Source organism: Mycobacterium sp. MMS18-G62 (assembly GCF_053877835.1).
Map to the genome: position 1 here is coordinate 3,329,756 of NZ_CM132662.1, position 21,008 is coordinate 3,350,763.

General features: G+C 66.7%; 23 protein-coding genes. 11 read left to right on the forward strand and 12 right to left on the reverse strand.

Translation table 11 applies throughout. The features are described 5' to 3' along the window. Positions 1 to 18: 18 nt before the first annotated feature. Positions 19 to 1,506 (forward strand): sensor histidine kinase, encoded by a 1,488-nt coding sequence (locus ACWW36_RS16625; protein ID WP_456137097.1) that lies wholly within the window; start codon positions 19 to 21, stop codon positions 1,504 to 1,506. Positions 1,507 to 1,634: 128 nt separating this feature from the next. On the opposite strand, the gene whiB1 is transcribed toward ACWW36_RS16625, so the two are convergent. Then, positions 1,635 to 1,889 carry a transcriptional regulator WhiB1 gene (whiB1, locus tag ACWW36_RS16630; protein WP_015305418.1) on the reverse strand — a complete coding sequence of 85 codons (255 nt, stop codon included), beginning with the start codon at positions 1,887 to 1,889 and terminating at the stop codon, positions 1,635 to 1,637. A gap of 237 nt (positions 1,890 to 2,126) precedes the next feature. After that, positions 2,127 to 3,092, reverse strand: a complete 966-nt coding sequence (locus ACWW36_RS16635) for a diacylglycerol/lipid kinase family protein (protein ID WP_456137098.1) — start codon at positions 3,090 to 3,092, stop codon at positions 2,127 to 2,129. Between the two features lie 190 nt (positions 3,093 to 3,282). Between ACWW36_RS16635 and ACWW36_RS16640 the strand changes: the two genes are divergently transcribed. Both ACWW36_RS16640 and ACWW36_RS16645 read left to right on the forward strand, forming a co-directional pair. Beyond that, positions 3,283 to 4,707: an RNA-guided endonuclease TnpB family protein gene (locus ACWW36_RS16640; protein ID WP_456137099.1), complete on the forward strand. Its 1,425-nt coding sequence runs from the start codon at positions 3,283 to 3,285 to the stop codon at positions 4,705 to 4,707. 82 nt (positions 4,708 to 4,789) lie between these two features. Then, a complete protein-coding gene (locus ACWW36_RS16645) occupies positions 4,790 to 5,221 on the forward strand; it encodes a hypothetical protein (protein ID WP_456137100.1) in 432 nt (143 codons plus the stop codon). Here ACWW36_RS16645 and ACWW36_RS16650 read toward each other — a convergent pair. The 3 genes from ACWW36_RS16650 to ACWW36_RS16660 are packed head-to-tail and all read right to left on the reverse strand — an operon-like array spanning position 5,167 to position 7,369. After that, on the reverse strand, positions 5,167 to 5,655 hold the full coding sequence (locus ACWW36_RS16650) for an N-acetyltransferase family protein (protein ID WP_456137101.1): 489 nt from the start codon (positions 5,653 to 5,655) through the stop codon (positions 5,167 to 5,169). The two genes, ACWW36_RS16645 and ACWW36_RS16650, sit on opposite strands and share 55 nt — an antisense overlap. Continuing rightward, the gene (locus ACWW36_RS16655; RefSeq protein WP_456137102.1) at positions 5,652 to 6,761 is read right to left on the reverse strand and encodes an isochorismate synthase; all 1,110 of its coding nucleotides are present in this window, start codon (positions 6,759 to 6,761) and stop codon (positions 5,652 to 5,654) included. The genes ACWW36_RS16650 and ACWW36_RS16655 overlap by 4 nt, the downstream gene beginning before the upstream one ends. Beyond that, positions 6,758 to 7,369, reverse strand: coding sequence for an acid phosphatase (locus ACWW36_RS16660; RefSeq protein WP_456137103.1), 612 nt, complete (start codon positions 7,367 to 7,369; stop codon positions 6,758 to 6,760). Before ACWW36_RS16660 ends, ACWW36_RS16655 begins: the two co-directional genes overlap by 4 nt. Before the next feature lie 51 nt (positions 7,370 to 7,420). Between ACWW36_RS16660 and ACWW36_RS16665 the strand changes: the two genes are divergently transcribed. After that, complete coding sequence (locus tag ACWW36_RS16665; protein ID WP_456137104.1) at positions 7,421 to 8,224, forward strand: ParA family protein; 804 nt, start codon at positions 7,421 to 7,423, stop codon at positions 8,222 to 8,224. Here ACWW36_RS16665 and ACWW36_RS16670 read toward each other — a convergent pair. Continuing rightward, positions 8,221 to 8,889 carry an MBL fold metallo-hydrolase gene (locus ACWW36_RS16670; RefSeq protein ID WP_456137105.1) on the reverse strand — a complete coding sequence of 223 codons (669 nt, stop codon included), beginning with the start codon at positions 8,887 to 8,889 and terminating at the stop codon, positions 8,221 to 8,223. The two genes, ACWW36_RS16665 and ACWW36_RS16670, sit on opposite strands and share 4 nt — an antisense overlap. Before the next feature lie 302 nt (positions 8,890 to 9,191). Between ACWW36_RS16670 and ACWW36_RS16675 the strand changes: the two genes are divergently transcribed. Then, positions 9,192 to 9,596: a MerR family transcriptional regulator gene (locus ACWW36_RS16675; RefSeq protein WP_456137106.1), complete on the forward strand. Its 405-nt coding sequence runs from the start codon at positions 9,192 to 9,194 to the stop codon at positions 9,594 to 9,596. Here the strand turns inward: ACWW36_RS16675 and ACWW36_RS16680 are convergent. Both ACWW36_RS16680 and ACWW36_RS16685 read right to left on the reverse strand, forming a co-directional pair. Then, the gene (locus ACWW36_RS16680) at positions 9,593 to 10,804 is read right to left on the reverse strand and encodes an Rv3212 family protein (RefSeq protein ID WP_456137107.1); all 1,212 of its coding nucleotides are present in this window, start codon (positions 10,802 to 10,804) and stop codon (positions 9,593 to 9,595) included. The two genes, ACWW36_RS16675 and ACWW36_RS16680, sit on opposite strands and share 4 nt — an antisense overlap. Positions 10,805 to 10,818: 14 nt before the next feature. Then, the gene (locus ACWW36_RS16685; protein WP_456137108.1) at positions 10,819 to 12,285 is read right to left on the reverse strand and encodes a DEAD/DEAH box helicase; all 1,467 of its coding nucleotides are present in this window, start codon (positions 12,283 to 12,285) and stop codon (positions 10,819 to 10,821) included. 213 nt (positions 12,286 to 12,498) lie between these two features. Here ACWW36_RS16685 and ACWW36_RS16690 point away from each other — a divergent pair, with 213 nt between their 5' ends. Continuing rightward, on the forward strand, positions 12,499 to 13,191 hold the full coding sequence (locus ACWW36_RS16690) for a ferritin-like fold-containing protein (RefSeq protein ID WP_456137109.1): 693 nt from the start codon (positions 12,499 to 12,501) through the stop codon (positions 13,189 to 13,191). 79 nt (positions 13,192 to 13,270) lie between these two features. On the opposite strand, the gene ACWW36_RS16695 is transcribed toward ACWW36_RS16690, so the two are convergent. Next, positions 13,271 to 13,963, reverse strand: a complete 693-nt coding sequence (locus ACWW36_RS16695) for an MmpS family transport accessory protein (RefSeq protein ID WP_456137110.1) — start codon at positions 13,961 to 13,963, stop codon at positions 13,271 to 13,273. A 223-nt stretch (positions 13,964 to 14,186) separates the two neighbouring features. Between ACWW36_RS16695 and ACWW36_RS16700 the strand changes: the two genes are divergently transcribed. Then, positions 14,187 to 14,444 carry a DUF3107 domain-containing protein gene (locus tag ACWW36_RS16700; RefSeq protein WP_456137111.1) on the forward strand — a complete coding sequence of 86 codons (258 nt, stop codon included), beginning with the start codon at positions 14,187 to 14,189 and terminating at the stop codon, positions 14,442 to 14,444. Here ACWW36_RS16700 and ACWW36_RS16705 read toward each other — a convergent pair. Further along, entirely contained in the window at positions 14,431 to 15,117 is a 687-nt protein-coding gene (locus ACWW36_RS16705) for a TetR/AcrR family transcriptional regulator (RefSeq protein WP_456137112.1), read from the reverse strand. The genes ACWW36_RS16700 and ACWW36_RS16705 overlap by 14 nt on opposite strands. A 130-nt stretch (positions 15,118 to 15,247) precedes the next feature. Here ACWW36_RS16705 and ACWW36_RS16710 point away from each other — a divergent pair, with 130 nt between their 5' ends. From ACWW36_RS16710 to ACWW36_RS16720, 3 genes are all read left to right on the forward strand, one after another. Then, positions 15,248 to 16,273, forward strand: a complete 1,026-nt coding sequence (locus ACWW36_RS16710; RefSeq protein WP_456137113.1) for a DUF3152 domain-containing protein — start codon at positions 15,248 to 15,250, stop codon at positions 16,271 to 16,273. Between the two features lie 87 nt (positions 16,274 to 16,360). Continuing rightward, on the forward strand, positions 16,361 to 17,539 hold the full coding sequence (moeZ, locus tag ACWW36_RS16715) for an adenylyltransferase/sulfurtransferase MoeZ (RefSeq protein ID WP_456137114.1): 1,179 nt from the start codon (positions 16,361 to 16,363) through the stop codon (positions 17,537 to 17,539). A gap of 36 nt (positions 17,540 to 17,575) precedes the next feature. Next, positions 17,576 to 18,430 carry a TIGR02569 family protein gene (locus ACWW36_RS16720; protein ID WP_325338168.1) on the forward strand — a complete coding sequence of 285 codons (855 nt, stop codon included), beginning with the start codon at positions 17,576 to 17,578 and terminating at the stop codon, positions 18,428 to 18,430. A gap of 66 nt (positions 18,431 to 18,496) precedes the next feature. Here ACWW36_RS16720 and ACWW36_RS16725 read toward each other — a convergent pair whose 3' ends face one another. Then, on the reverse strand, positions 18,497 to 18,793 hold the full coding sequence (locus ACWW36_RS16725; RefSeq protein ID WP_456137115.1) for an MGMT family protein: 297 nt from the start codon (positions 18,791 to 18,793) through the stop codon (positions 18,497 to 18,499). A 1-nt stretch (position 18,794) separates the two neighbouring features. Then, the gene (locus tag ACWW36_RS16730) at positions 18,795 to 19,565 is read right to left on the reverse strand and encodes an alpha/beta fold hydrolase (protein ID WP_456137116.1); all 771 of its coding nucleotides are present in this window, start codon (positions 19,563 to 19,565) and stop codon (positions 18,795 to 18,797) included. Between the two features lie 38 nt (positions 19,566 to 19,603). On the opposite strand from ACWW36_RS16730, the gene ACWW36_RS16735 reads away from it, so the two are divergent. Beyond that, a complete protein-coding gene (locus ACWW36_RS16735) occupies positions 19,604 to 20,971 on the forward strand; it encodes a sensor histidine kinase (RefSeq protein WP_456137117.1) in 1,368 nt (455 codons plus the stop codon). Positions 20,972 to 21,008: the final 37 nt, after the last annotated feature.

Genomic DNA, 21,008 nt, shown 5'->3' on the forward strand with positions numbered 1-21,008 from the left:
ACTCGAAAGTAGTGCCCGATGTCCACCCTCGGTGATCTGCTCGCCGAGCACACCGTCCTGCCGGGCAACGCCGTCGACCATCTGCACGCTGTGGTGGGTGAATGGCAGCTGCTGGCCGACCTGTCGTTCGCGGACTTTCTGATGTGGGTACGCCGCGACGACGGCGTGCTGGTGTGCGTGGCGCAGGTTCGGCCGAACACCGCGCCCACGGTTTTGTTGGCCGACGCCGTCGGCACGGTCGCCGAACCCGGCGAGATGCCGCTGGTGACCGAGGCGTTCAAGTCGGGCACGATTGGCAGGCAAAGCCCAGCGGGACAACAGGATTCACAGGGCCTCAACGTGGAGGCTGTTCCTGTGCGATACAACAACGAAGCCGTGGCCGTGCTGACGCACCAGACAGCGCTGGCCGCCAGGAAGGCAAGCCCGCTGGAAAGCGCCTACCTCGACTGCGCAGGCGACCTGTTGCTGATGCTGTCCGAAGGCACCTTTCCCAACGTCGGTGACCTCGCGATGTCACGCTCGAGCCCGCGCGTCGGCGACGGCTTCATCCGTCTCGACGAGTCCGGTGGCGTCGTGTTCGCCAGTCCCAACGCCATTTCGGCCTATCACCGGATGGGGCTGCCGTCGGAGCTGGAGGGTCACAACCTGGTTGCCGTGACCCGCCCGCTGATCTCGGATCCGTTCGAGGCTCAGGAACTGGCCAACCACGTTCGCGATTCACTGGCCGGCGGATCGAGCATGCGCATGGAGGTCGACGCCGGCGGCGCGGCCGTGCTGCTGCGCACCCTGCCATTGGTGGTGCACGGCAAGGCCGTTGGCGCCGCGGTGCTGATCCGTGACGTCACCGAGGTCAAACGCCGAGACCGTGCGCTGCTATCCAAGGATGCGACCATCCGCGAGATCCACCACCGGGTCAAGAACAACCTGCAGACCGTCGCGGCGCTGCTGCGCCTTCAGGCCCGGCGCACCAACAACGCCGAGGGCCGCGAAGCGTTGATCGAATCGGTGCGACGGGTGTCGTCCATCGCCCTGGTGCACGACGCGCTGTCGATGTCGGTGGACGAGGAGGTCAACCTCGACGAGGTGGTGGACCGGATCCTGCCGATCATGAATGACGTTGCGACAGTGGACACTCCGATCCGGATCAACCGCGTCGGCGAGCTCGGGGTGCTGGACGCCGATCGCGCCACCGCTTTGATCATGGTGATCACCGAGTTGGTGCAGAACGCCATCGAGCACGCCTTCGACACCAAGACTTCGCAAGGCTGCGTGACCATTCGTGCCGAGCGATCCGCACGCTGGCTCGACGTCGTCGTGCACGACGATGGCCGCGGACTGCCCGACGGCTTCAGCCTGGAAAAATCCGACCGGCTCGGGCTTCAGATCGTGCGCACACTCGTGTCGGCCGAACTCGACGGCTCCCTGGGCATGCACGATGTGCCAACCGGCGGCACCGACGTGGTGCTGCGAGTGCCGATCGGACGTAAGGCGCGCCTGCCGCAGTAGTCGCACGTGTGACCTATTGCACAAATTCACTTCGGTGACGCAATTCATACAAATTGCATTTGCACAGAGTTACGGCCCCGGCAAAATTTGCCGGGGCCGTAGCCAAATTCTCTAACGCTGGGTTGCGGTCAGACTCCGCTGCGAGCCTTGGTGCGGGCGTTGCGACGCTTGAGCGCGCGGCGCTCGTCCTCGCTCATTCCACCCCACACGCCGGCATCCTGGCCAGAATCCAAAGCCCAGGTGAGGCACTCCGTGGTCACCGGGCAGCGGTTACAGACAAGCTTCGCGTCAGCGATCTGTGCGAGCGCCGGGCCGCTGTTCCCCACGGGGAAGAACAGCTCCGGATCCTCGTCACGACAGACCGCCTTGTGGCGCCAATCCATAGATCTAATCTCCTCACTATGTGCGCAGCAGGGCGCACGAGCTTTTCTTCGGCTGTTAACGCGTGCATGCAAAATGTTTCTGCACTGTTGCTTCCGATGCTTTCACAGGCTGAACAGATGTCAATACTCGCGAGTTAACAAGTGGGTAATCTCACTAACGAGGGTCGTTAGCAGAACCCTTACTCGTTTGTACTACACTCAACCCACCTGCGCCCTGAATTGCTGCTGTGAATGCCATCACTGCACGTCGGGCGCATTTTTTGGCGGCGGTGCCACCACGCCGAGAGCATCGGGGACCGCGGTGAACGTCATCGCCTTGCGCGTACCGAGGAAGTCGCCGTCGATCTGACAGGCCACCGGCGTGTCGCTCGTCACCCGCAACCACGGCAGATCGTCCTCTCGGATCAGATGCTTGGCTCTGATATCGCGTTTCTTTGACAACATCCTTCGCACCAGCCCCAGGTTGGACCACACGTTCATGCTGGTCGTCGCGAACACGCCCAGGCCCGTTTCGAACGTCGTCGTCGGATTCGTCCACACCGGACGGGCATTGGCGTACGTCCACGGGCTCGAGTTCGACACGAACGCGAAGTGCACGCCAGGCACCGGGTCGCGGTCCGGCATCTCCAGCGTCAGCGCCGGCTCTTTGCGGGCGCTGGCCAGCACTTCCCGGATCGCGACGCGGATGTAGCGCGACGCGGTGACCTTGCGGCCCTTGTCACGCTGCGCCTCGACGGCCGCCACCACTTCGCCGTCCACTCCCATTCCCGCGGTGAACACGCACCAGCGTTCGCCGCAGTCCATCAGGCCGATGCGCCGCCACGCCTTGCGGCGGCGGTAGTCGCCGAGCAGGTCGACGAGCTGGTTGGTCGCCTCGATCGGGTCAGGGCTGATGCCAAGGGCGCGGGCGAACACGTTGGCTGAGCCACCGGGGACCACCCCGACGGCGGGCGCTGCCGCGCTTGGGCCGCCCTCATGGAGGATTCCGTTGACCACCTCGTTCACCGTGCCGTCGCCGCCGTGCACGATCACCACGTCGATGCCGTCGCGGACGGCGTCGCGGGCGATCTCGATGGCGTGACCGCGATGGTCGGTGTGCGCGACGGTGAGCTTGACCCGGCTCTCCAGAGCATGGGCGAGCAGATCGCGCCCGGCCGGAGTGGTCGACGTCGCATTCGGGTTCACGATCAGCACGGCGCGCACGAGGGTTGAGCCTAAGGTGTGTCGGTTGACGGGCGCAGGCGGTGTCGGAGGAGTCTGAGTCGTAGCGCCGTCGGCGCCCGGCGCGGTGAGTTCAGGTCATATGACATCCAATCGTGATCACGCCGACCGACTCATCGGTCGCATCACGGTTGGCCGATTCTGTCGGTGGGCTGTGGAATGGTCACGAGTGATGTCGCGGCACACCACGTTTCGCTTCTGCCTCGATCCCACGGTCGAGCAGTGCGAGGTGCTGGCCCGGCACGCCGGGGCGTCGCGGTTCGCGTTCAACCAGTGCTTACGCATGGTGAAAGTCGCGCTGAGCCAACGCATGATCGATCCGGGCACGGAGGCGCCGTGGACGGCTTTCGATCTGATCAACACATTCAATGCGTGGAAGAAAACGGAGGACGCCGGCCGGATCATCGCCGTCGACATGACGGGAGAAGCCGAGATCGTGGTGACTGGCCTGCCATGGCGGCACGAGCTGTGTCAGCAGGTGTTCGAGGAAGCCGCGGTTGATGTGGGCAAAGGGCTCAAAGCGTGGTCGGATTCGCGCTCTGGCAAGCGCAATGGCAAGCGTGTGGGCTTTCCCCGGTTCAAAAAGAAAACCGGTGCTCTCCGGTCGTTTCGGCTACGCAACAAACACCGCAAGGGCCGCCCGCCGGCGATCCGTGTCGGCGAGAACAACCGGCACCGCTCGATCACACTGCCCGGCATCGGCCAGATCGCAGTGCATGACGACACCCGGCGGTTGCGGCGGATGCTTGCCAAGGACCGCGCAAAGATCCTCTTTGCGACCGTCAGCCACCACGGCGGCCGCTGGTGGGCGTCCCTGAACGTCGAGGCTGCCGAACTGCACACCGCCCACCAACACCCCTTTCACGGGCCGGGAGACGACGGCTGGGTCGGCCTCGACCGCGGCTTGTCGGCGTTCGTGGTGGCCGCCCGCGCGGACGGAACTGAGGTTGCCCGCGTCACCGATGCGCCCAAAGCACTGGCCGCCGGAATGAATCGGCAACGGCGGCTGGCGAAATCGTTGTCGCGCAAGCAGAAAGGATCGGCCAACCGCCGTGACGCCGCCGCCAGGCTGGGGCGTCACCACTATCACGTCGCCAACGTGCGTCGGCATTTCCTGCACCAAGTCTCGGGCGCGCTAGTCAAGACCCACGACCGGCTCGTCATCGAAAATCTGAACGTGTCCGGAATGCTGACCAACCGTCGCCTCGCCAAAGCAATCTCGGATGCGGGCTGGGGCGAGTTCGCCCGAATGCTGGCCTACAAACAGGCTTGGCGTGGCGGCCAGCTCATCGTGGCCGACCGATGGTTTCCCTCTAGCCGGCTCTGCCCGGTTTGCGGGGCGACCCACCGCGATCTGACACTCGCGGATCGGGTCTTCATCTGTGGGTGCGGACATTCGGCCGACCGCGACGCCAACGCCGCGAGCAACCTCGCGCACTGGGGCCAACAGCATCACCTCGATCCCCGGACCCCCAAGCACGGAGGCCGGGCCACCAACGCCCGTCGACGGGACGGCACTGACCAGCACCCTTCGTGTGCCGGTGAAACCGATCCGAATGACGCGGGAACCGACGTTCACACCGCACCGGCGGCCTGAACCGACGATCGCCCGAGAAGGGCGGTGCCGAGCACTCACCCGAATTGTTCGACACGCTTCAACGACCTTTACGCTCGTGGTCGTGAGCGTTCCCTCGCCGGCAACCGTGCGTCAGGCCGCTGTTCTCGTGGCGCTCGAAGGCGCCGCGGGTTTGGTGGCGGCGGTGGTGTACGTGGTGAGCGGCCTTGCCGGCCGCGACGAGCCGGGGCTGAACAAGTTCGGCACGGCCGCGTGGTTCGCGATCATCAGCGCCGGCGTGCTCGCGGCGGCATGGGCGCTGTGGACGGGCCGGCGGTGGGGTCGCGGCATCGCGGTGTTCGCGCAGCTGCTGCTGTTACCGGTGAGCTGGTACATCGCGGTCGGGTCGCATCAGTGGCTCTACGGGATCCCGGTCGCGGCCGTCGCGCTGATCACGGTGGGGCTGCTGTTCAGCCCGTCTGCGTTGCAGTGGCTGGGGGCTCAGGATTCTCGGGATTCGGCTAATGCGGACAACTCGGGGCCGGACACCCGGTAGGTGATCCACTCGGTCTGCGGGCGCCCGCCGACCGCGTCATAGAGCGCAATCGCGTTGACATTCCAGTCCAGCACGGCCCACGACAGCCGGGTGTATCCGCCTTCGACACATTCGCGGGCCAGCGTGGCCAGCATCTTGCGGGCCAGGCCGCGGCGGCGGAACTGCGGGCGGACGTAGAGGTCCTCCAGGTAGATTCCCGCGACGCCGTCCCACGTCGAGAAGTTGCGGAACCACAGCGCACCCGCGGCGGCCGCGCCGTCGACTTCGGCGATGTGCCCGTGCACCGTCGGATGATCGCCGAAAAGCGCTTCGCGCAACTGGCTTTCGGTCACCGTGCAGTCATCGCTGGCATGCTCGAACTCCGCCAGCTCGTGGATCATCGCGGTCAGTTCGGCTTCGTCGCCGGGCTTGGCGATGCGGATGACTTCACTCATGCCTCGACTCCCGGCTCGACTCCCAGTGCCGACAGGATCGTATTGAATTTCGTTGTGGTTTCCGCGACTTCATCGTCCGGATCGGACTCGGCGACGATGCCGCCGCCGGAACGCGCGTCTGCGGTACGGCGGTCGGCAGACAACTGCGCACACCGGATCGACACCACCCAGCGCCCGTCGCCGCGCTGATCGCACCAGCCGACGGCCCCGGCGTAGAAGCCGCGGTCGCCTTCCAACTCGTTGATCAGCTCGGCGGCGGCCGCCGCCGGCACGCCGCCCACCGCAGGCGTTGGATGCAGCGCGATTGCCAAATCCAGTGCAGTAGTGGATCTTTCACGAAGTCGCCCACTGATCGGCGTGTAGAGATGCCATACCGCCGCGGTTCTGGATAGCTGTGGTTCGGGGGCGATCTGCAGCTCGGTGCACAGCGGGTCGAGCGCGTCACGCATCGCGTCGACCACCAGTTGGTGCTCGTGGCGGTTCTTGGCCGACTCGGCCAAGGCGGCGCCACTGGCCTCGTCGGCCTCGGGGTCCGGCATCCGGGGTGCCGATCCGGCGAACGGCCGGCAGGTCACCTGATCGCCGCGGCGGGCCACCAGAAGTTCCGGGCTGGCGCCGACGAGTGCGCAACCGGAGTAACCGCCGCCCGCCGCCGTCAGGTCGACAAGGTAGGCGTTGGCCGCAGAGTCGTTGGCGATCAACCGGTATAGGACGGTACCGGCGTCCAGCGGGCCGTCGGAAACCAAGCGCAACGCCCTGGCCAGCACCACCTTGTGCAGGCCGCTCGCCGGGTCCTGCAGCCGTCGCAGTGCGGCGTCGATGCGTGCGCGATGTTCGGCGGGATCGGGCATCATCTGCGCAACACGCACCGGCGGCAGGTGGCGCAACGGCCACTCCGGCAGCGTCTCGAGAAACTGCACGGACTGCGGGCGGATCAAGGCTGCCGGTTTGCTCATGTCGAAAGGCAAGGCGCCCATGACAATTGGGGTGCTGTGGGAGGCGAGCGCGGCGCGTGCGTCGGCGAGGCGTGGAAACGCGGTGTGCACGCCGTCGGCCACCACGACGCCGTTGCGTCCAGCGAGTACGAAGACCGGTTCGCGAGTCACCGTGGTTTACACGGATCCTGGTGGCCGGTCAGCCCCTGCGCGATGATCTGCCGGACTGCATGCTCGAAGCCGAGCACCGCAATCGACGCGGGCGCCATCGCGAATCGGATTCCGTTGGGCACCGGCAACTCGACCCAGCGGGCGATGACCGAGCGGGAAAAGTGGGCGTGACCGACGAAGACCACGTCGCGCGACACCATATGCCTCAGCGCCAACTCGACGGCGCCGTCAGCGCGCTCGGTGACCGTCGCGACGCTTTCGCCACCCTCGGCGCCGTGCGTCCAGATCAACCAGTCCGGCACGGTCTGACGGATCTCAGGAGTCGTCAGGCCCTCGTAATTGCCGTAGTCCCACTCCTGCAGGATCGGTGAGACCTCGTCGACGGCAAGGCCTGCCAGCTCGGCGGTCTGCAGCGCGCGTCGCATCGGACTGCTGATCACCAGCGGGTCGTCGAGTTCCAACTGGGCGAGCGCCTCGGCGGCCAGTTTGGCCCGCTCGCGGCCCAGGTCGGTGAGCTCGAGATCGGTGTGGCTGGTATGCCGGCCCGATCGAGACCATTCCGTCTCTCCGTGCCGGAGAAGTAGCAGCCGATGCTGCAAGACACCCACGCCGACCGATTCTGCCGCACGTCCCGTCCGGGCGTGGGTACACGTGCCAGGATGAACACTGTGACGCGCGTATTAGCTGTCGCCAATCAAAAGGGTGGGGTCGCCAAAACGACGACGGTGGCGTCGTTGGGTGCGGCGATGGAGGAAAAAGGCAAACGGGTACTGCTCGTCGATCTGGATCCCCAAGGCTGTTTGACGTTTTCGCTGGGGCAGGATCCTGACAAGTTGCCCGTGTCGATCCACGAGGTGCTGCTCGGCGACGTGGAGCCGGACGCCGCCCTGGTCGACACGTCGGAGGGGATGGCGCTGCTGCCTGCCAACATCGACCTGGCCGGGGCCGAGGCGATGCTGCTGATGCGGGCGGGCCGTGAATACGCGCTCAAACGCGCGCTCGCCAAGATCGGCGGCGAGTACGACGTGGTGATCATCGACTGCCCGCCGTCGCTGGGCGTGCTCACCCTCAACGGGCTGACCGCCGCCGACGACGTGATCGTGCCACTGCAGTGCGAGACGTTGGCGCACCGCGGTGTCGGACAGTTCCTGCGCACGATCACCGACGTCCAACAGATCACCAACAGCGACCTGACGCTGCTGGGTGCGCTGCCGACGCTGTACGACTCCCGCACCACCCACAGCCGCGACGTGCTGCTCGACGTGGCCGACCGCTACAACCTGCCGGTGCTCGCCCCGCCGATCCCGCGCACCGTGCGCTTCGCCGAAGCCAGCGCGTCAGGCGCTTCGGTGCTGGCGAGCCGCAAGAACAAGGGCGCGGTGGCGTACCGCGAACTGGCCAGCGCCCTGCTCAAGCACTGGAAGAACGGCAAGGCGCTGGCGACGTTCACGCCGGAGATCTAACACGCTTTGTAGGCGTCGGGATCATGCGTCGGTACCACCGTCACGCGGTCCTTGACGGCGTGCAGCCGGTGGAGGGTCAAGAACGCCTCCGTGCGGTCTTCGTCCGCGAGTCCTCCTGGATAGCTCGATTTCTGGCGGATGTCTTCGATTTGATACGTGTGCCATGCGGCGTCGCCTGCGAGCAGGGCGTAACCGGCCGAGGTGTGCAGCAAGACGCCGACACTACCTGGGGTGTGGCCGGCGAGATCGACGAGGACGACCGACCCGTCGCCGAAGAGGTCGTGGCTGCGCTTGAAGGTCAATACCGGGGGACCGTCGAGCTCGTAGTCGACGGTCGTGCGGCCTTGTAGTGATTCGCGGACCCCACCGACAGGTGCGACGGATCCCGTTGCGACCCAATCATGTTCGGTTCGATGCAAATACACCGGCAGTCCCGGCAGATCGAGAAGTCCGCACACGTGGTCCCAGTGCGCGTGCGTCGGCAACGCGAAATCGATGTCGGCGGCGACGTGTCCCCGCTCCGCGAGCGCCGACACCGTCGGGACGACGTCGGCTGCCGGCCGCACCGCCGCCCTCAAAAAGGCAGGAAGTTGCGCGACGGCACGCGCTCCCACATCGACGCAGACACCCGGATCCACGATGAAACTCGCCGTGGGATGTGTCACCAGGAAGGACGCGAGTGAGTTCTCGATCCTTCGTGGCCGCCTTCGACCCTCCACGATCAATGCCGTTGGGACAGAACGCGATACCTGCCGCAACGGGTAGACGGACACCGTCGCCGTCGATTTCGGTAGTCCGGCGTCATCCAATGATGCAAGGAAACGTCTGTCCGGTCGGCGTGGCCGGACAAGGCCCGCGCCGAGACCGATGAGGGCGCCGCAGCAGGCGGCGAGGGTTGGAGATCGCACGTCACTAGACATGTGTGGCAGGCTAAAACTTCAGGTCGACCTGAAGTAAAGGGGAGAACGTGACCCAGAATGGGCATCGGATCGGTGACGCGGCGGCCACGCTCGCGGTCGCTCCACACGTCCTGCGCCACTGGGAGGATGTCGGGTTGCTGAGGCCCAAGCGGCTCTCGTCGGGGCACCGGGCCTACGACGACCAGACGATCGGCCAGGCCCGAATGATCCAAATCTGCCAGCGGGCAGGCCTATCGCTCGCCGAGATCAAAGAGCTCGCGGCCCGCGACCGGCGCGACAGGGTGGCGCTCATCGAGATCAGACGCGCGCAGATCGCCCAGCAGGTGTCCAATCTTCGGCTTGCTGACAAGTTCCTTGCGCACATCGCCCACTGCGAGCACCCCGTGATCTCCGAATGCCCTGAGTGCTCGGCGATCACCGGCGGTAAGCGGTATCGGCGCAAACAGGTCTAGCCCAGGGCCACCAGTTCGTCGCCACGCTGCTCGAGCAGCTGCGAACCCGCCACCGCCGGGACCACCGCGGCCGGGCCGGGCGGCCGGTGCAGCACGATGTGTTGTTGACCGGCGCCGCTGGCCGGGTCGAACACGTCGTATCCGTCGGTGACGGGGACCAGTAACCGCCCTGCCATCATCGTCGCGGGCCCGAGCGGGATGTTGGCGCCCGACGGGCTGACGGTGTAGCGGTAGCGAAGTCCGTTGGCGGCGAACACCATTACGGAATCACCGGTCCACCACGTGATCATGTCGCCTGCCCGTGACATCGTCGCGTTCGGTGACACCGGCTTCGGTAGGAGTGTGCTGGAGATCGTCGCGCCGGTCTCGTCGACGATGTTCACCGTCGGCTTCGGAGTGGGCACGTATACCGCCGTCGTCGTTTCGGATACCGCCACTACGCGGGCGCCGGAGTCATCGGCGATGCCGGGCTGCGGCACGAATTTCACGTCGGGGGTGTCCTCTTCGCTGGCCGGCCGCAACAGCGTCAGGCGCAGGTCGGCCTGGTTCGGGCACGCCTCCAGCACCGAGACCGCGGCAGAGCTGGCCGCCGACGAAACCAGCCGGCAGAGCGGCGAAGCGGGCGTGCCGGGCTTGATCCTCGCGTCCAGCGCGCCGTAGGAGAGCATGCGGACCATGTCGGAGCGCCACATCTCGAGCCGGCTGTCACCGGCCGACAACACCGTGGTGCCATCGGATGAAAGCGTCACTTCGGAATCGGCGTATGCGGTTCTGCTCGCGCCACGCTCGCCGGTCTTGGCGTCGATGGTGCTGACTTGCCCGCAGCCGCGGACATCGGGATACACCGCGACCGCATACGTGTACACCCAGGTGACACCGCACAGGTCGAGGTCGCGGGCGTAGCTCCACAGCGGATTGCCGGTCGCCGGGTCACGGCCGGTGACCTCGCGGCCGTCGCCGGTGACAATCGCACCGCCGATCACCAGCGGCATCGTCGTTTTCGGACTATGCGCGGTCCACAGCTGCCGCAGCGAGGCGGGGACCGCCTTGGCGGGCGTCAGGTTGGGCACGGGCGTCGCGGCAGGCCGGCTGATCGTCGCCCGCGCGTCGCTGGTCCACCAGATGACTGCGGCGACGACGGCGACCACCACCGCGATCACCACGGCCGCCACCACGTCGGTCCGGGTGCGGCGTTCGGGTTTGACCATCCGTCGGGCGGGACCTAGCCGGTGGTAGCCGCCGCGGCCTTACGCGGGCGACGGCGACGACGGCGTGGGCCGGAACGCGACGCCTCGGCGCCGTCGGCGGTCTCGCCGTCCTCGGCGGGCGCACTCTGCTCGGTCGCTTCGGGATGCCCCGCGGCTGCCTCGCCGCCGCGGGTGCGCCTGCGGTTGCGGGTGCGGTTGCGCGCGGGCCGTTCGGCGGACTTCTCCGCCGGCGCGCGCTTGGCCTGTGTCTTGCGCGGGTCGCCGACGGTGCCCTTGGCGTCGGTCGGGATGTCCAGTTCTTCGTAGATGTGCGGCGAGCTGGAGTACGTCTCGGCGGGATCGGGACAATTCAGCCCCAGCGCCTTGTCGATCATTTCCCAGCGGGCCAGCTCGTCCCAGTCGACCAGCGTGACCGCGATGCCGGTCTTGCCTGCGCGGCCGGTGCGGCCGATGCGGTGCACGTAGGCCTGCTCGTCCTCGGGGATCTGGTAGTTGATGACGTGGGTGATGTCGTCGATGTCGATGCCTCGGGCGGCCACATCGGTAGCGACCAGAACGTCGACGTCGCCGGTGCGGAAAGCCTTGAGCGCCTTCTCGCGGGCGCCCTGGCCGAGGTCGCCGTGCACGGCGCCGACCTTGAAGCCGCGCTCGGCCAGCTCGTCGGAGACCTTCTGCGCGGTGCGCTTGGTGCGGGTGAAGATCATCGTCGCGCCGCGGCCGCGCGCCTGAAGCACCCGGCTGACCAGTTCCACCTTGTCCAGCGCGTGGGCACGGTAGGCGAACTGCTCGGTGGTGTCGTGGGTGGCCGCCGAATGCGGCGCCTCCGCCCGGATGTGGGTGGGCTGGTTCATGAACGTCCGGGCCAGCGTGATGATCGGGTCCGGCATGGTGGCCGAGAACAGCATCGCCTGCCGTTCCGCGGGGATCTGGCGCAGGATGCGCTCGATGTCCGGCAGGAAGCCGAGGTCGAGCATTTCGTCGGCCTCATCGAGCACCAGCATCGACAGCCCGCCGAGCTGCAGGTGTCCCTGCTGGGCGAGGTCGAGCAGTCGGCCGGGCGTGCCGACGACGACGTCGACACCTTTTTGCAGCGCGTCGATCTGCGGCTCGTAGGGCCGGCCACCGTAGATCGATGTGACGGTCAGTTTGCGGTTGCCGGCCTTCAGGTACTTGGCCGCCGACGCCAGGTCGCCCGACACCTGCAGGCACAGCTCGCGAGTGGGGACCACGACCAGCGCCCTGGGGATGCCCGACAGCTCCCGCTCGGGGTCGCTGGTGATGCGCTGCAACAGCGGTACCCCGAAGGCAAGGGTCTTGCCCATGCCGGTGCGGGCCTGGCCGATCAGATCGTCGCCGGCCAGCGCCATCGGCATGGTCAGCTCTTGAATAGCAAAGGGATGTTCCTTGCCGTCTTCGGCGAGCGCGCGCACTATTTCGTCGCGTACTCCGAGTTCAGCAAATGTTGGATTGAGGTGCGTCATACGGGTAGACGAAGCCTTTCGATTGTCATTCCTCATGGCGTCCACGCGCGCACGAGTTAGACAAAGCTGCGTTCCGAGGCCCTGCGCTGAGGTAGGCGAGCCATCTGCGTGCACGCACATTTCTTAGGTGGTGAAGAGCACCGCCTATGCCCATGATAGCTGGCGCCCTTTGCCCGGCGGTCGACGCGCCGCTTGACGTCTAGAGTTGGCCACATGAATTCGACGCAGCCCGCGGCCTCCCCCGAGCAGACCACCTTGGGCGTGTCGACCGACCATCCCGGGGTCAATGAGCTGTTCGCGCTGCTGGCCTACGGCGAGGTCGCGGCGTTCTACCGGCTGACCGACGAGGCGCGGATGGCGCCGAACCTGCGCGGCCGGATCAACATGGCGAGCATGGCCGCTGCGGAGATGAGTCACTACGAGGTCCTCCGAGATGCGTTGGAGCGCAGGGGAGTTGACGTCGTGCCCGCGATGACGAAATACGCCTCGGTGCTGGAGAACTACCACCGGCTGACCACACCGAGCACCTGGTTGGAAGCGCTGGTGAAGACATACATCGGCGACGCGCTGGCGGCCGACTTCTACCTCGAGATCGCCGACGCGATGCCCGACCAGGTGGCCGACGTGGTCCGCGCGGTGCTGTCGGAGACCGCACATTCACAGTTCGTCGTCGCCGAGGTGCAGGCGGCCGTGACGGCCAGCGACAAGCAGCGCCACCGGTTGGCGCTGTGGTCGCGGCGGCTCCTGGGCGAGGCCATCACCCAGGCCCAATACGTGCTGGCCGATCACGACGAACTCGTCGACCTTGTGGTGTTCAGCGGTGAGGGCCTCACCCAGATGACCGAGTTCTTCGATCGGCTGCAGCGCACCCACAGCAGCCGCATGCACGAACTCGGCTTGGCCTGATCCGACGGTCGGTTCTGGCCGCTCGCTCCGCTCCTCGGCGCCTGGCGGCGCCTGCGATGCTCACTCGGTCTGGCCTGACCTACCTCGTGCAGGTCGCGATCATCGAGTTGTTGCTCTGTGCGGCGAGCGTCGCACCCGAACCGTCGGTGATGCTGCAGTTGAGCTGACCCCCGACGCTGGTCGCGGTGACCGAGCTGAGCGTGACGCCAGGGTCAAGGACGACGGTCCTGCTCCACGGCAGCGCGACGTTCACGTCGGTCTGAAGCGCCCCCTGCGCATCGGTGTAGATGACCGTGATGAAGTCGACCAGCTGCCGGTTACCGGTCACCTGGTAGGTCACCGTGGTCGGCGCGGGAGCAGCCTGTGTCGGTGCGGCGCTGGGCGGGGCGCTTGCCGAGGGCGTCAGCGTGGTCACGGTTTCGGGCGGCAGCGGCGCGGCGGGTGGGGGCGCAGCCGCGGGTGTCGTCGCGGGCGCCGACGTGGTGGCCGCGGGCTGTGCGGTCGTCGTCGGCGCGACGGTGGTCGAGACGGAGCCGCTGTCGCCGCCGCCGAGGATCACCACGGCGCAGATCACCGCGACGAGCAGAATCGCGCCTGCCACGCCGGCGATCCAGATCCAGCGTCGGTCGATCGGCTCGTCGTCGTACGCGTCGTAATCCTCGTAGTCCTCGAGCGCCGGATACTCGGCGTCCAGCTCCTCGTCCCGAGGGCTCTGGATCCGTTCGGTCGGCGTCAGCGAATACGGCGAATGTGCGGTGTATGGCCTGTTCATCCAGCTATCCCACTCGTTTCATCTAGTGCCGCGCCCGATGCTATCGAGGCATGTGTGACAGATGAGGTTGACGCGCTGGCTATTGGGTCACGGTCCGGACTCAGTTGGGTCGACGTTTCTCAACCGGGTCGTTTCGCTCATCGCGTAGTGGCCGGACAAGCGTCGAGTGCAACCCGTCCACTAGCCTTCATGTCGAGAGATACACGAACGGAAAGGGTTCAGCGTGGAGGTCAAGATCGGTGTCACGGACAGCCCTCGCGAGCTGATGTTCAACAGCGCGCAGACACCGAGCGAGGTGGAGAAGTTGGTCACCGACGCGCTGAGTAAGGACGCGGGTGTGTTGAGCCTGACCGACGAGAAGGGCCGACGTTTTCTGGTGCAGACCAACAGGATTGCCTACGTCGAGATCGGCGCCGCCGACGTGCGTCGCGTCGGATTCGGCGTCGGTGCAGTCGGCTCTGAGGCCGTTAAGAGCGGGTAAGCGGGACGTGCGACAAGCCGCCCCAGATGAATTGGACCGTGCCCTCTACGGCGTCGTCTTTGGAGATCGGCCGGTCGTTGTTCAACCAGTACCGCGCTGAGTCGACGCTGATGCTGACCAGCCCGACCGCGATCATCCGCGCCCGGTGCGGTTCCAGCCCGGAGTCGTGGCTGATCAGATCGAACACGGCGTCGGTGCACGCCTCGGTGGCGACCTTGACCTGCGCGGAGACCTGGGGCTCCGTCACGTAGTCGTTTTCGAAGATGAGCCGGTAGCCCTGGCCGTCGTGCTCGATGAAATCGAAGAACGCGTGCACCGCGGCGCGCACGCGCTGCCGGTTGTCGGTCGTGGTGCGCAACGCCTGGCGCACGCCGGACACCAGATTGTCGACATGGCGGGCGAGCACGGCGAGGTACAGCTCGAGTTTCGACGTGAAGTGTTGGTAGAGAACGGGTTTGCTCACGCCGGCTCGATCGGCGATCTCGTCCATGCCTGCAGCGTGATAGCCGCGGTCGACGAAAACCTCGCTGGCAGCGGCGAGTAACTGCCCGCGGCGCTCATCGCGGGGCAACCTGTTCCCACGTCGACCCGCACCGGAGCCGACGCCGCTTACCGTGCCGCCGTTAGCCGGTTGCGCGCCCCTACGAGCGGCGGTATTGGCGAGATCGCTCATTACGTCCTTTGTCTGCTTCGTTTCGCAACGACACTACTACCGTTGCTGCGGCGCGCGCGTATCCACGCGGTCGCGACGTGGGGTGGCGCGCCGAAATCCCAAGAGCTTCGGACTGTGCCATCCTGTTGCGGTGACCTTTGACTCGGGGCGTCACGGGGGCAGTCGCGTGCCCGTGCTGCGCAACGAGTGGCGAGAGCCGTTGCGCGCTCAGCGCGACCCCCTCGCAGGCGATTCCGGTCGACCCAGGTCCAACCGAGACGAGCATCGCCGGTGGCGCAAGCAGACCTGGCTGGGCCGCTTCCTGTCCACCTACGGCTGGCGTGCCTACGCGATACCCGTCCTCGTCGCGCTGACCGCGGTTGTCGTGTACCAGACCATCACCGGCACCAGCGTTTCGGCGCCCAAGGAGGCGCAGGGGCCGGTCCAGGGGCCGCCGACAATCGGCGTCGCGAGCACACAGATCATCGGCGCACCGCCCAAGGGGCTGACTCAGTTCGACGCCAACTTGCCGACGGGGATCCTGCCCGCAGGCGGACCGTTCACCGAGGCGGCCGCGAAGACGTGGCACATCGTTCCTGGGACGACGCCGAAGATCGGCGAAGGCACCGCCAAGATGTTCACCTACACCGTCGAAATCGAGGACGGCGTCGACACCACGACGTTCGGCGGCGACGACGGCTTCGCCCGGATGGTCAGTGAAACGCTCGCGAATCCCAAGAGCTGGACCCACAATCCGCAGTTCGCGTTCACCCGTATCGACAGCGGGCAGCCCGACTTCCGGGTGTCACTCAGTTCGCCGATGACCGTGCGCGAGGGCTGCGGCTACGACATCCAGCTCGAGGCGTCCTGCTACAACCCCGCCTACATCGACAATCAGCCACGGGTTCTCATCAACGAGGCGCGCTGGGTGCGCGGCGCCGTGCCGTTTCAGGGCGACGTCGGAAGCTACCGGCAGTACTTGGTCAACCACGAGGTCGGCCACGCGATCGGCTATCAGCGCCACGAGCCGTGCGGCGTCAACGGCGAACTGGCCCCGGTGATGATGCAGCAGACCTTCTCGACCAACAACGACGACGCGGCCCGGTTCGACCCGGAGTCCGTCAAACCCGACGGCAAGACCTGCCGGTTCAATCCCTGGCCGTACCCGATCGCTTAGTCGTCGGCGCGGGAAGCAGCGGGGTCTCGTTGCTGTTGACTCCGGTACCTGCTGTGATGGATATGAACGTCAATCAAGGAGCATTCGGTGTCAACCTCGTTGCCGCCGCTGGTAGAGCCGGCGGCAGAACTCACGCGTGAAGAGGTCGCACGCTACAGCCGCCACCTGATCATCCCGGACCTCGGTGTCGACGGCCAGAAACGATTGAAGAATGCGCGCGTGCTGGTGATCGGGGCCGGCGGCCTCGGCTCGCCGACGCTGCTGTACCTGGCCGCCGCCGGGGTGGGCACCATCGGGATCGTCGAGTTCGACGTGGTCGACGAGTCCAACCTGCAGCGCCAGATCATCCACGGCCAATCCGACATCGGGCGGTCCAAGGCCGAGAGCGCGCGCGACTCGATCCGCGAGATCAACCCGCTGGTCGAGGTGCGGCTGCACGAGCTGCGGCTGGAACCCGAGAACGCCGTCGACCTGTTCGAGCAGTACGACCTGATCCTCGACGGCACCGACAACTTCGCGACCCGTTACCTGGTCAACGACGCCGCGGTGCTGGCCGGTAAGCCCTACGTCTGGGGTTCGATCTACCGCTTCGAAGGCCAGGTGTCGGTGTTCTGGGAGGACGCACCCGACGGCCTTGGCCTGAACTACCGCGACCTGTATCCCGAGCCGCCGCCACCGGGCATGGTGCCGTCCTGCGCAGAGGGCGGCGTGCTCGGCATCCTGTGCGCGTCGATCGCATCGGTGATGGGTACCGAGGCCATCAAGCTGATCACGGGCATCGGCGAGCCGCTGCTCGGCCGGTTGATGGTCTACGACGCGCTGGACATGACGTACCGGACGATCAAAATCCGCAAGGATCCGTCGACGCCGAAGATCACCGAACTCATCGACTACGAGGAGTTCTGCGGCGTGGTGTCCGAAGCCGCCGCCGAGGCGGCCGCCGACTCCACGATCACCCCGCGGGAGCTGAAGGAATTGCTGGACTCCGGCAAGCCGCTGGCGCTGATCGACGTGCGCGAGCCCGTCGAGTGGGACATCAACCGCATCGAGGGCGCCGAGCTGATCCCCAAGGGCGCGTTCGAGTCCGGCGAGGCGCTGGCCAAGTTGCAGATCGACCGCACACCGGTGTTCTACTGCAAGACGGGGGTGCGTTCGGCCGAGGTGCTCGCGATCGTCAAGAAGGCCGGCTTCTCCGACGCACTGCACGTGCAGGGCGGAATCGTCGCGTGGGGCAGGCAACTCGAGCCCGACATGGTGATGTACTAACGCCGAGTTAGCCGTAACTCGGCTTAGGCTGAGGTGGTGACTGTCGAACGGCCGCCGGATCATGTGCTGGCGGCGTTCGGTTTGTCTGGTGTGCGGCCGGTTCCGCTCGGATCGAGCTGGGAGGGCGGCTGGCGCTGCGGCGAAGTCGTGCTGTCGATGGTGGCAGACCATGCCCGCGCCGCATGGTCGGCGAAAGTGCGCGAGACGTTGTTCGTCGACGGTGTGCGGCTGGCCAGGCCGGTGCGCTCGACCGACGGACGATATGTGGTCGCGGGCTGGCGGGCCGACACGTATGTCGCGGGAACACCAGAACCGCGCCATGACGAAGTGGTGTCGGCGGCCGTGCGATTGCACGAGGCGACGGCCAAACTCGAGCGGCCGCGCTTTCTGACGCAGCCGCCGGTCGCGCCGTGGTCCGACGTGGACGTGTTCATCGCCGCCGACCGGGCCGCATGGGAGGAGCGTCCGCTGCACTCGCTGCCGCCGGGCGCGCGGGTGTCACCGGGTTCGGCGGATGGGCAGCGTTCGATCGAGCTGATCAATCAGCTCGCTGCGCTGCGACGGCCGACGAAGAGTCCCAGCCAACTGGTGCACGGCGATCTCTACGGCACAGTGCTTTTCGCGGGCACCGCGGCGCCGGGGATCACCGATATCACCCCGTATTGGCGGCCGGCGGCGTGGGCGGCCGCGGTGGTGGTGGTCGACGCGCTGTCATGGGGCGAGGCCGACGACGGTCTGATCGAACGGTGGAGCCCGTTGCCGGAGTGGCCGCAGATGTTGTTGCGCGCGTTGATGTTCAGGCTCGCAGTGCATGCGCTGCATCCGCGCTCGACGGCCGCGGCGTTCCCCGGTTTGGCGCGCACCGCGGCTTTGGTGCGGCTGGTGCTTTAGCAGCGCGAGCAGACGCAAAAGTCCCCGACACGCCGCGAAAAAGGGCCACTTTGTGTCTGTTCGCGCTCAGAACTCGTGGCGCACTTCGCGTAACGGCACTCGGCCGTCGCTCGCGAGCACCCCTTCGGCGCGCAACAGCTCCAGCTGCCGCGTCGTCAGGTGTGGCGCTGGCCGGCCCGATGCCCTGATCACTCGATGCCACGGCAGATCCGACGAGTCTGTGCGCATGATCCAGCCGACGATCCGCGGGCTGGAAAGCCCTGCGGCGTCGGCGATGTCGCCGTACGTCGACACCCGTCCCGCTGGAATCGACGCGACCAGCGCGCGCACCGTCTCCACCTGCTCATCGGTGACCGCCGGCACGCTATGACCCCGAAAGCATCTTGCGGATCACCGCCGCCGTCTCGGCCGGCCGCGCCTGCGGCACCATGTGGTCGCAGTCCCACTCGAGCAGCGTGAAGTCGCCGCGGTCGCCCAGGCCTGCGAGCACCTCATCGGTGACATACGGGGGATCCGTCTTCGTCGCCAGTACCAATGCGACCGGTATCTCTTTGGGCGGCAATGTGATTGGCCGCGCCAACTCGCTCCAGTACGACATCATCGCCGGGATGCTGATCCGCCACCCTGAACGTCCATTGGGCAGGTCGATCAGATGCTCGTCGAGTTCGCGGTCCAGCTCGTCCGGATCCACCTCACCCCAGGAGCCGTTGACCTTTTCGAGGCGGGCTTCCTCGCGATCGGTGTAGTCGGGAGAGGCGGACATGTCGTCGGCGATGTCGGCCATCCAGCCGCCGTCCAAGCCCACCGCCGGATCGAGCAGCACCAGCGCCCCGACCAGATCCGGCCGTTCAGCCGCCAGCTTGAGCGCTACCGCGCCGCCGAACGAATGCCCGACCACCACGACGGGCCCGTCGAGCAGGCCGGCCAGCGCGGCGACGTTCGAGTCCAGGGTCCACGGCGCCGCCCACGACGACCGGCCATGTCCGATGAGGTCGGGTGCGGTGATCGCGATCTCGGGCAGATGCCGCGTCGCCAACGTCTCCCACCGCCGACCGTGCCCGGTCAACCCGTGAATGGCCAGGACCTGCGGTGGGCCTGCAGGTCCATAGCGGTGCACATGCAAGAGGTCGGTCACGCCGTCGATGCTAGGGCCCGATCAGGCAGGATGGCGGCATGGACAGGCTGTTGCGCTGGCTGCCGATGCGGGTGCTCTCATTGCGCACGATCGTCGTCGTCGCCGCGCTGGGGGTGGTGGCCGTCGTCATCACCCTGGGCACCTGGGTCTGGATCGGCGTCACCAACGACCAGTACAGCCAGCTGGACCGCCAACTCGACTCGCTGAGCAGACTCGGTGACATCAACACGCTGCTGAGCAGCGCACAGAACGCCAGTCCCAATCAGCCCATGCCGGAGGGCAGCCTGGTACGCACCGCGCGCATCAGCGGTGCGACGGTTTCAGTTCCCAGCGACATCGTGTTGCCTCATTTCGACAACGGCTATGCCAACACCACCATCAACGGTGTGGAGTACCGGGTGCGCACGTTCTCGGCGGGAAGGGCGTCAATCGCGCTGGGTGCCCCGGTGGCCGAAGCGCAGCGCCGCGTCGACGCGTTGCACATGCGGGTGCTGTTGATCTGCGGCAGTGCCCTTGTGACGACGGTCCTGGTCGGCTGGGTGATGTGGTACATCATGATCAACCCGTTCCGGGTGCTGGCCCAGCAGGCCCGCGCCATCAACGCCCAGTCCAAGCCGGACGAGGTGCATGTGCGCGGGGTGCGTGAGGCCGTCGAGATCGCGGACTCCGTCGAGGGCATGCTCGACCGCATCGGCACCGAACAACAACGCACGAGGGCGGCGCTGGAATCGGCCCGCGATTTCGCCGCCGTCGCATCGCATGAACTGCGCACGCCGCTGACGGCCATGCGCACCAACCTCGAAGTGCTGTCGACCCTTGACCCACCAGCCGAACAACGCAAAGAAGTCATCGAGGACGTCATGCGCACCCAGGGGAGAATTGAGGCGACGCTGACGGCGCTGGAGCGGCTCGCGCAGGGCCAGCTGACCACGGTCGACGACTTCGTACCGGTCGACATCACCGAGCTGCTGGACCGCGCCGCCCACGACGCTATGCGCACCTATCCCAACCTGAAGGTGACGCTCATGCCGTCGCCGACCGTGCTGATGCTGGGCATGCCGGCCGGCCTGCGGCTGGTGATCGACAATGCCGTCGCCAACGCGATCAAACACGGCGGTGCCACCGAAATCATGCTCAGCGCGGTCAGTTCCAGCCACGGTGTGGAGATCGCGGTCGACGACAACGGCAGCGGTGTGCCCGAGGGGGAACGCGCCGAGGTGTTCGAGCGGTTCTCGCGTGGGTCGACGGCGGCACGTTCGGGGTCCGGGCTGGGGCTCGCGCTGGTCGCTCAGCAGGCCGAGTTGCACAGCGGCACAGCGTCTCTGGATGCCAGCCCGTTGGGTGGCGCGCGGCTGCTGCTGCGCCTGCCGCCGCCGCAACCACGCTCCGCCGACTCGTTGTTCTAGACGCCCGCTCCCACCTGGCCGAACGTGACTTGTCGGA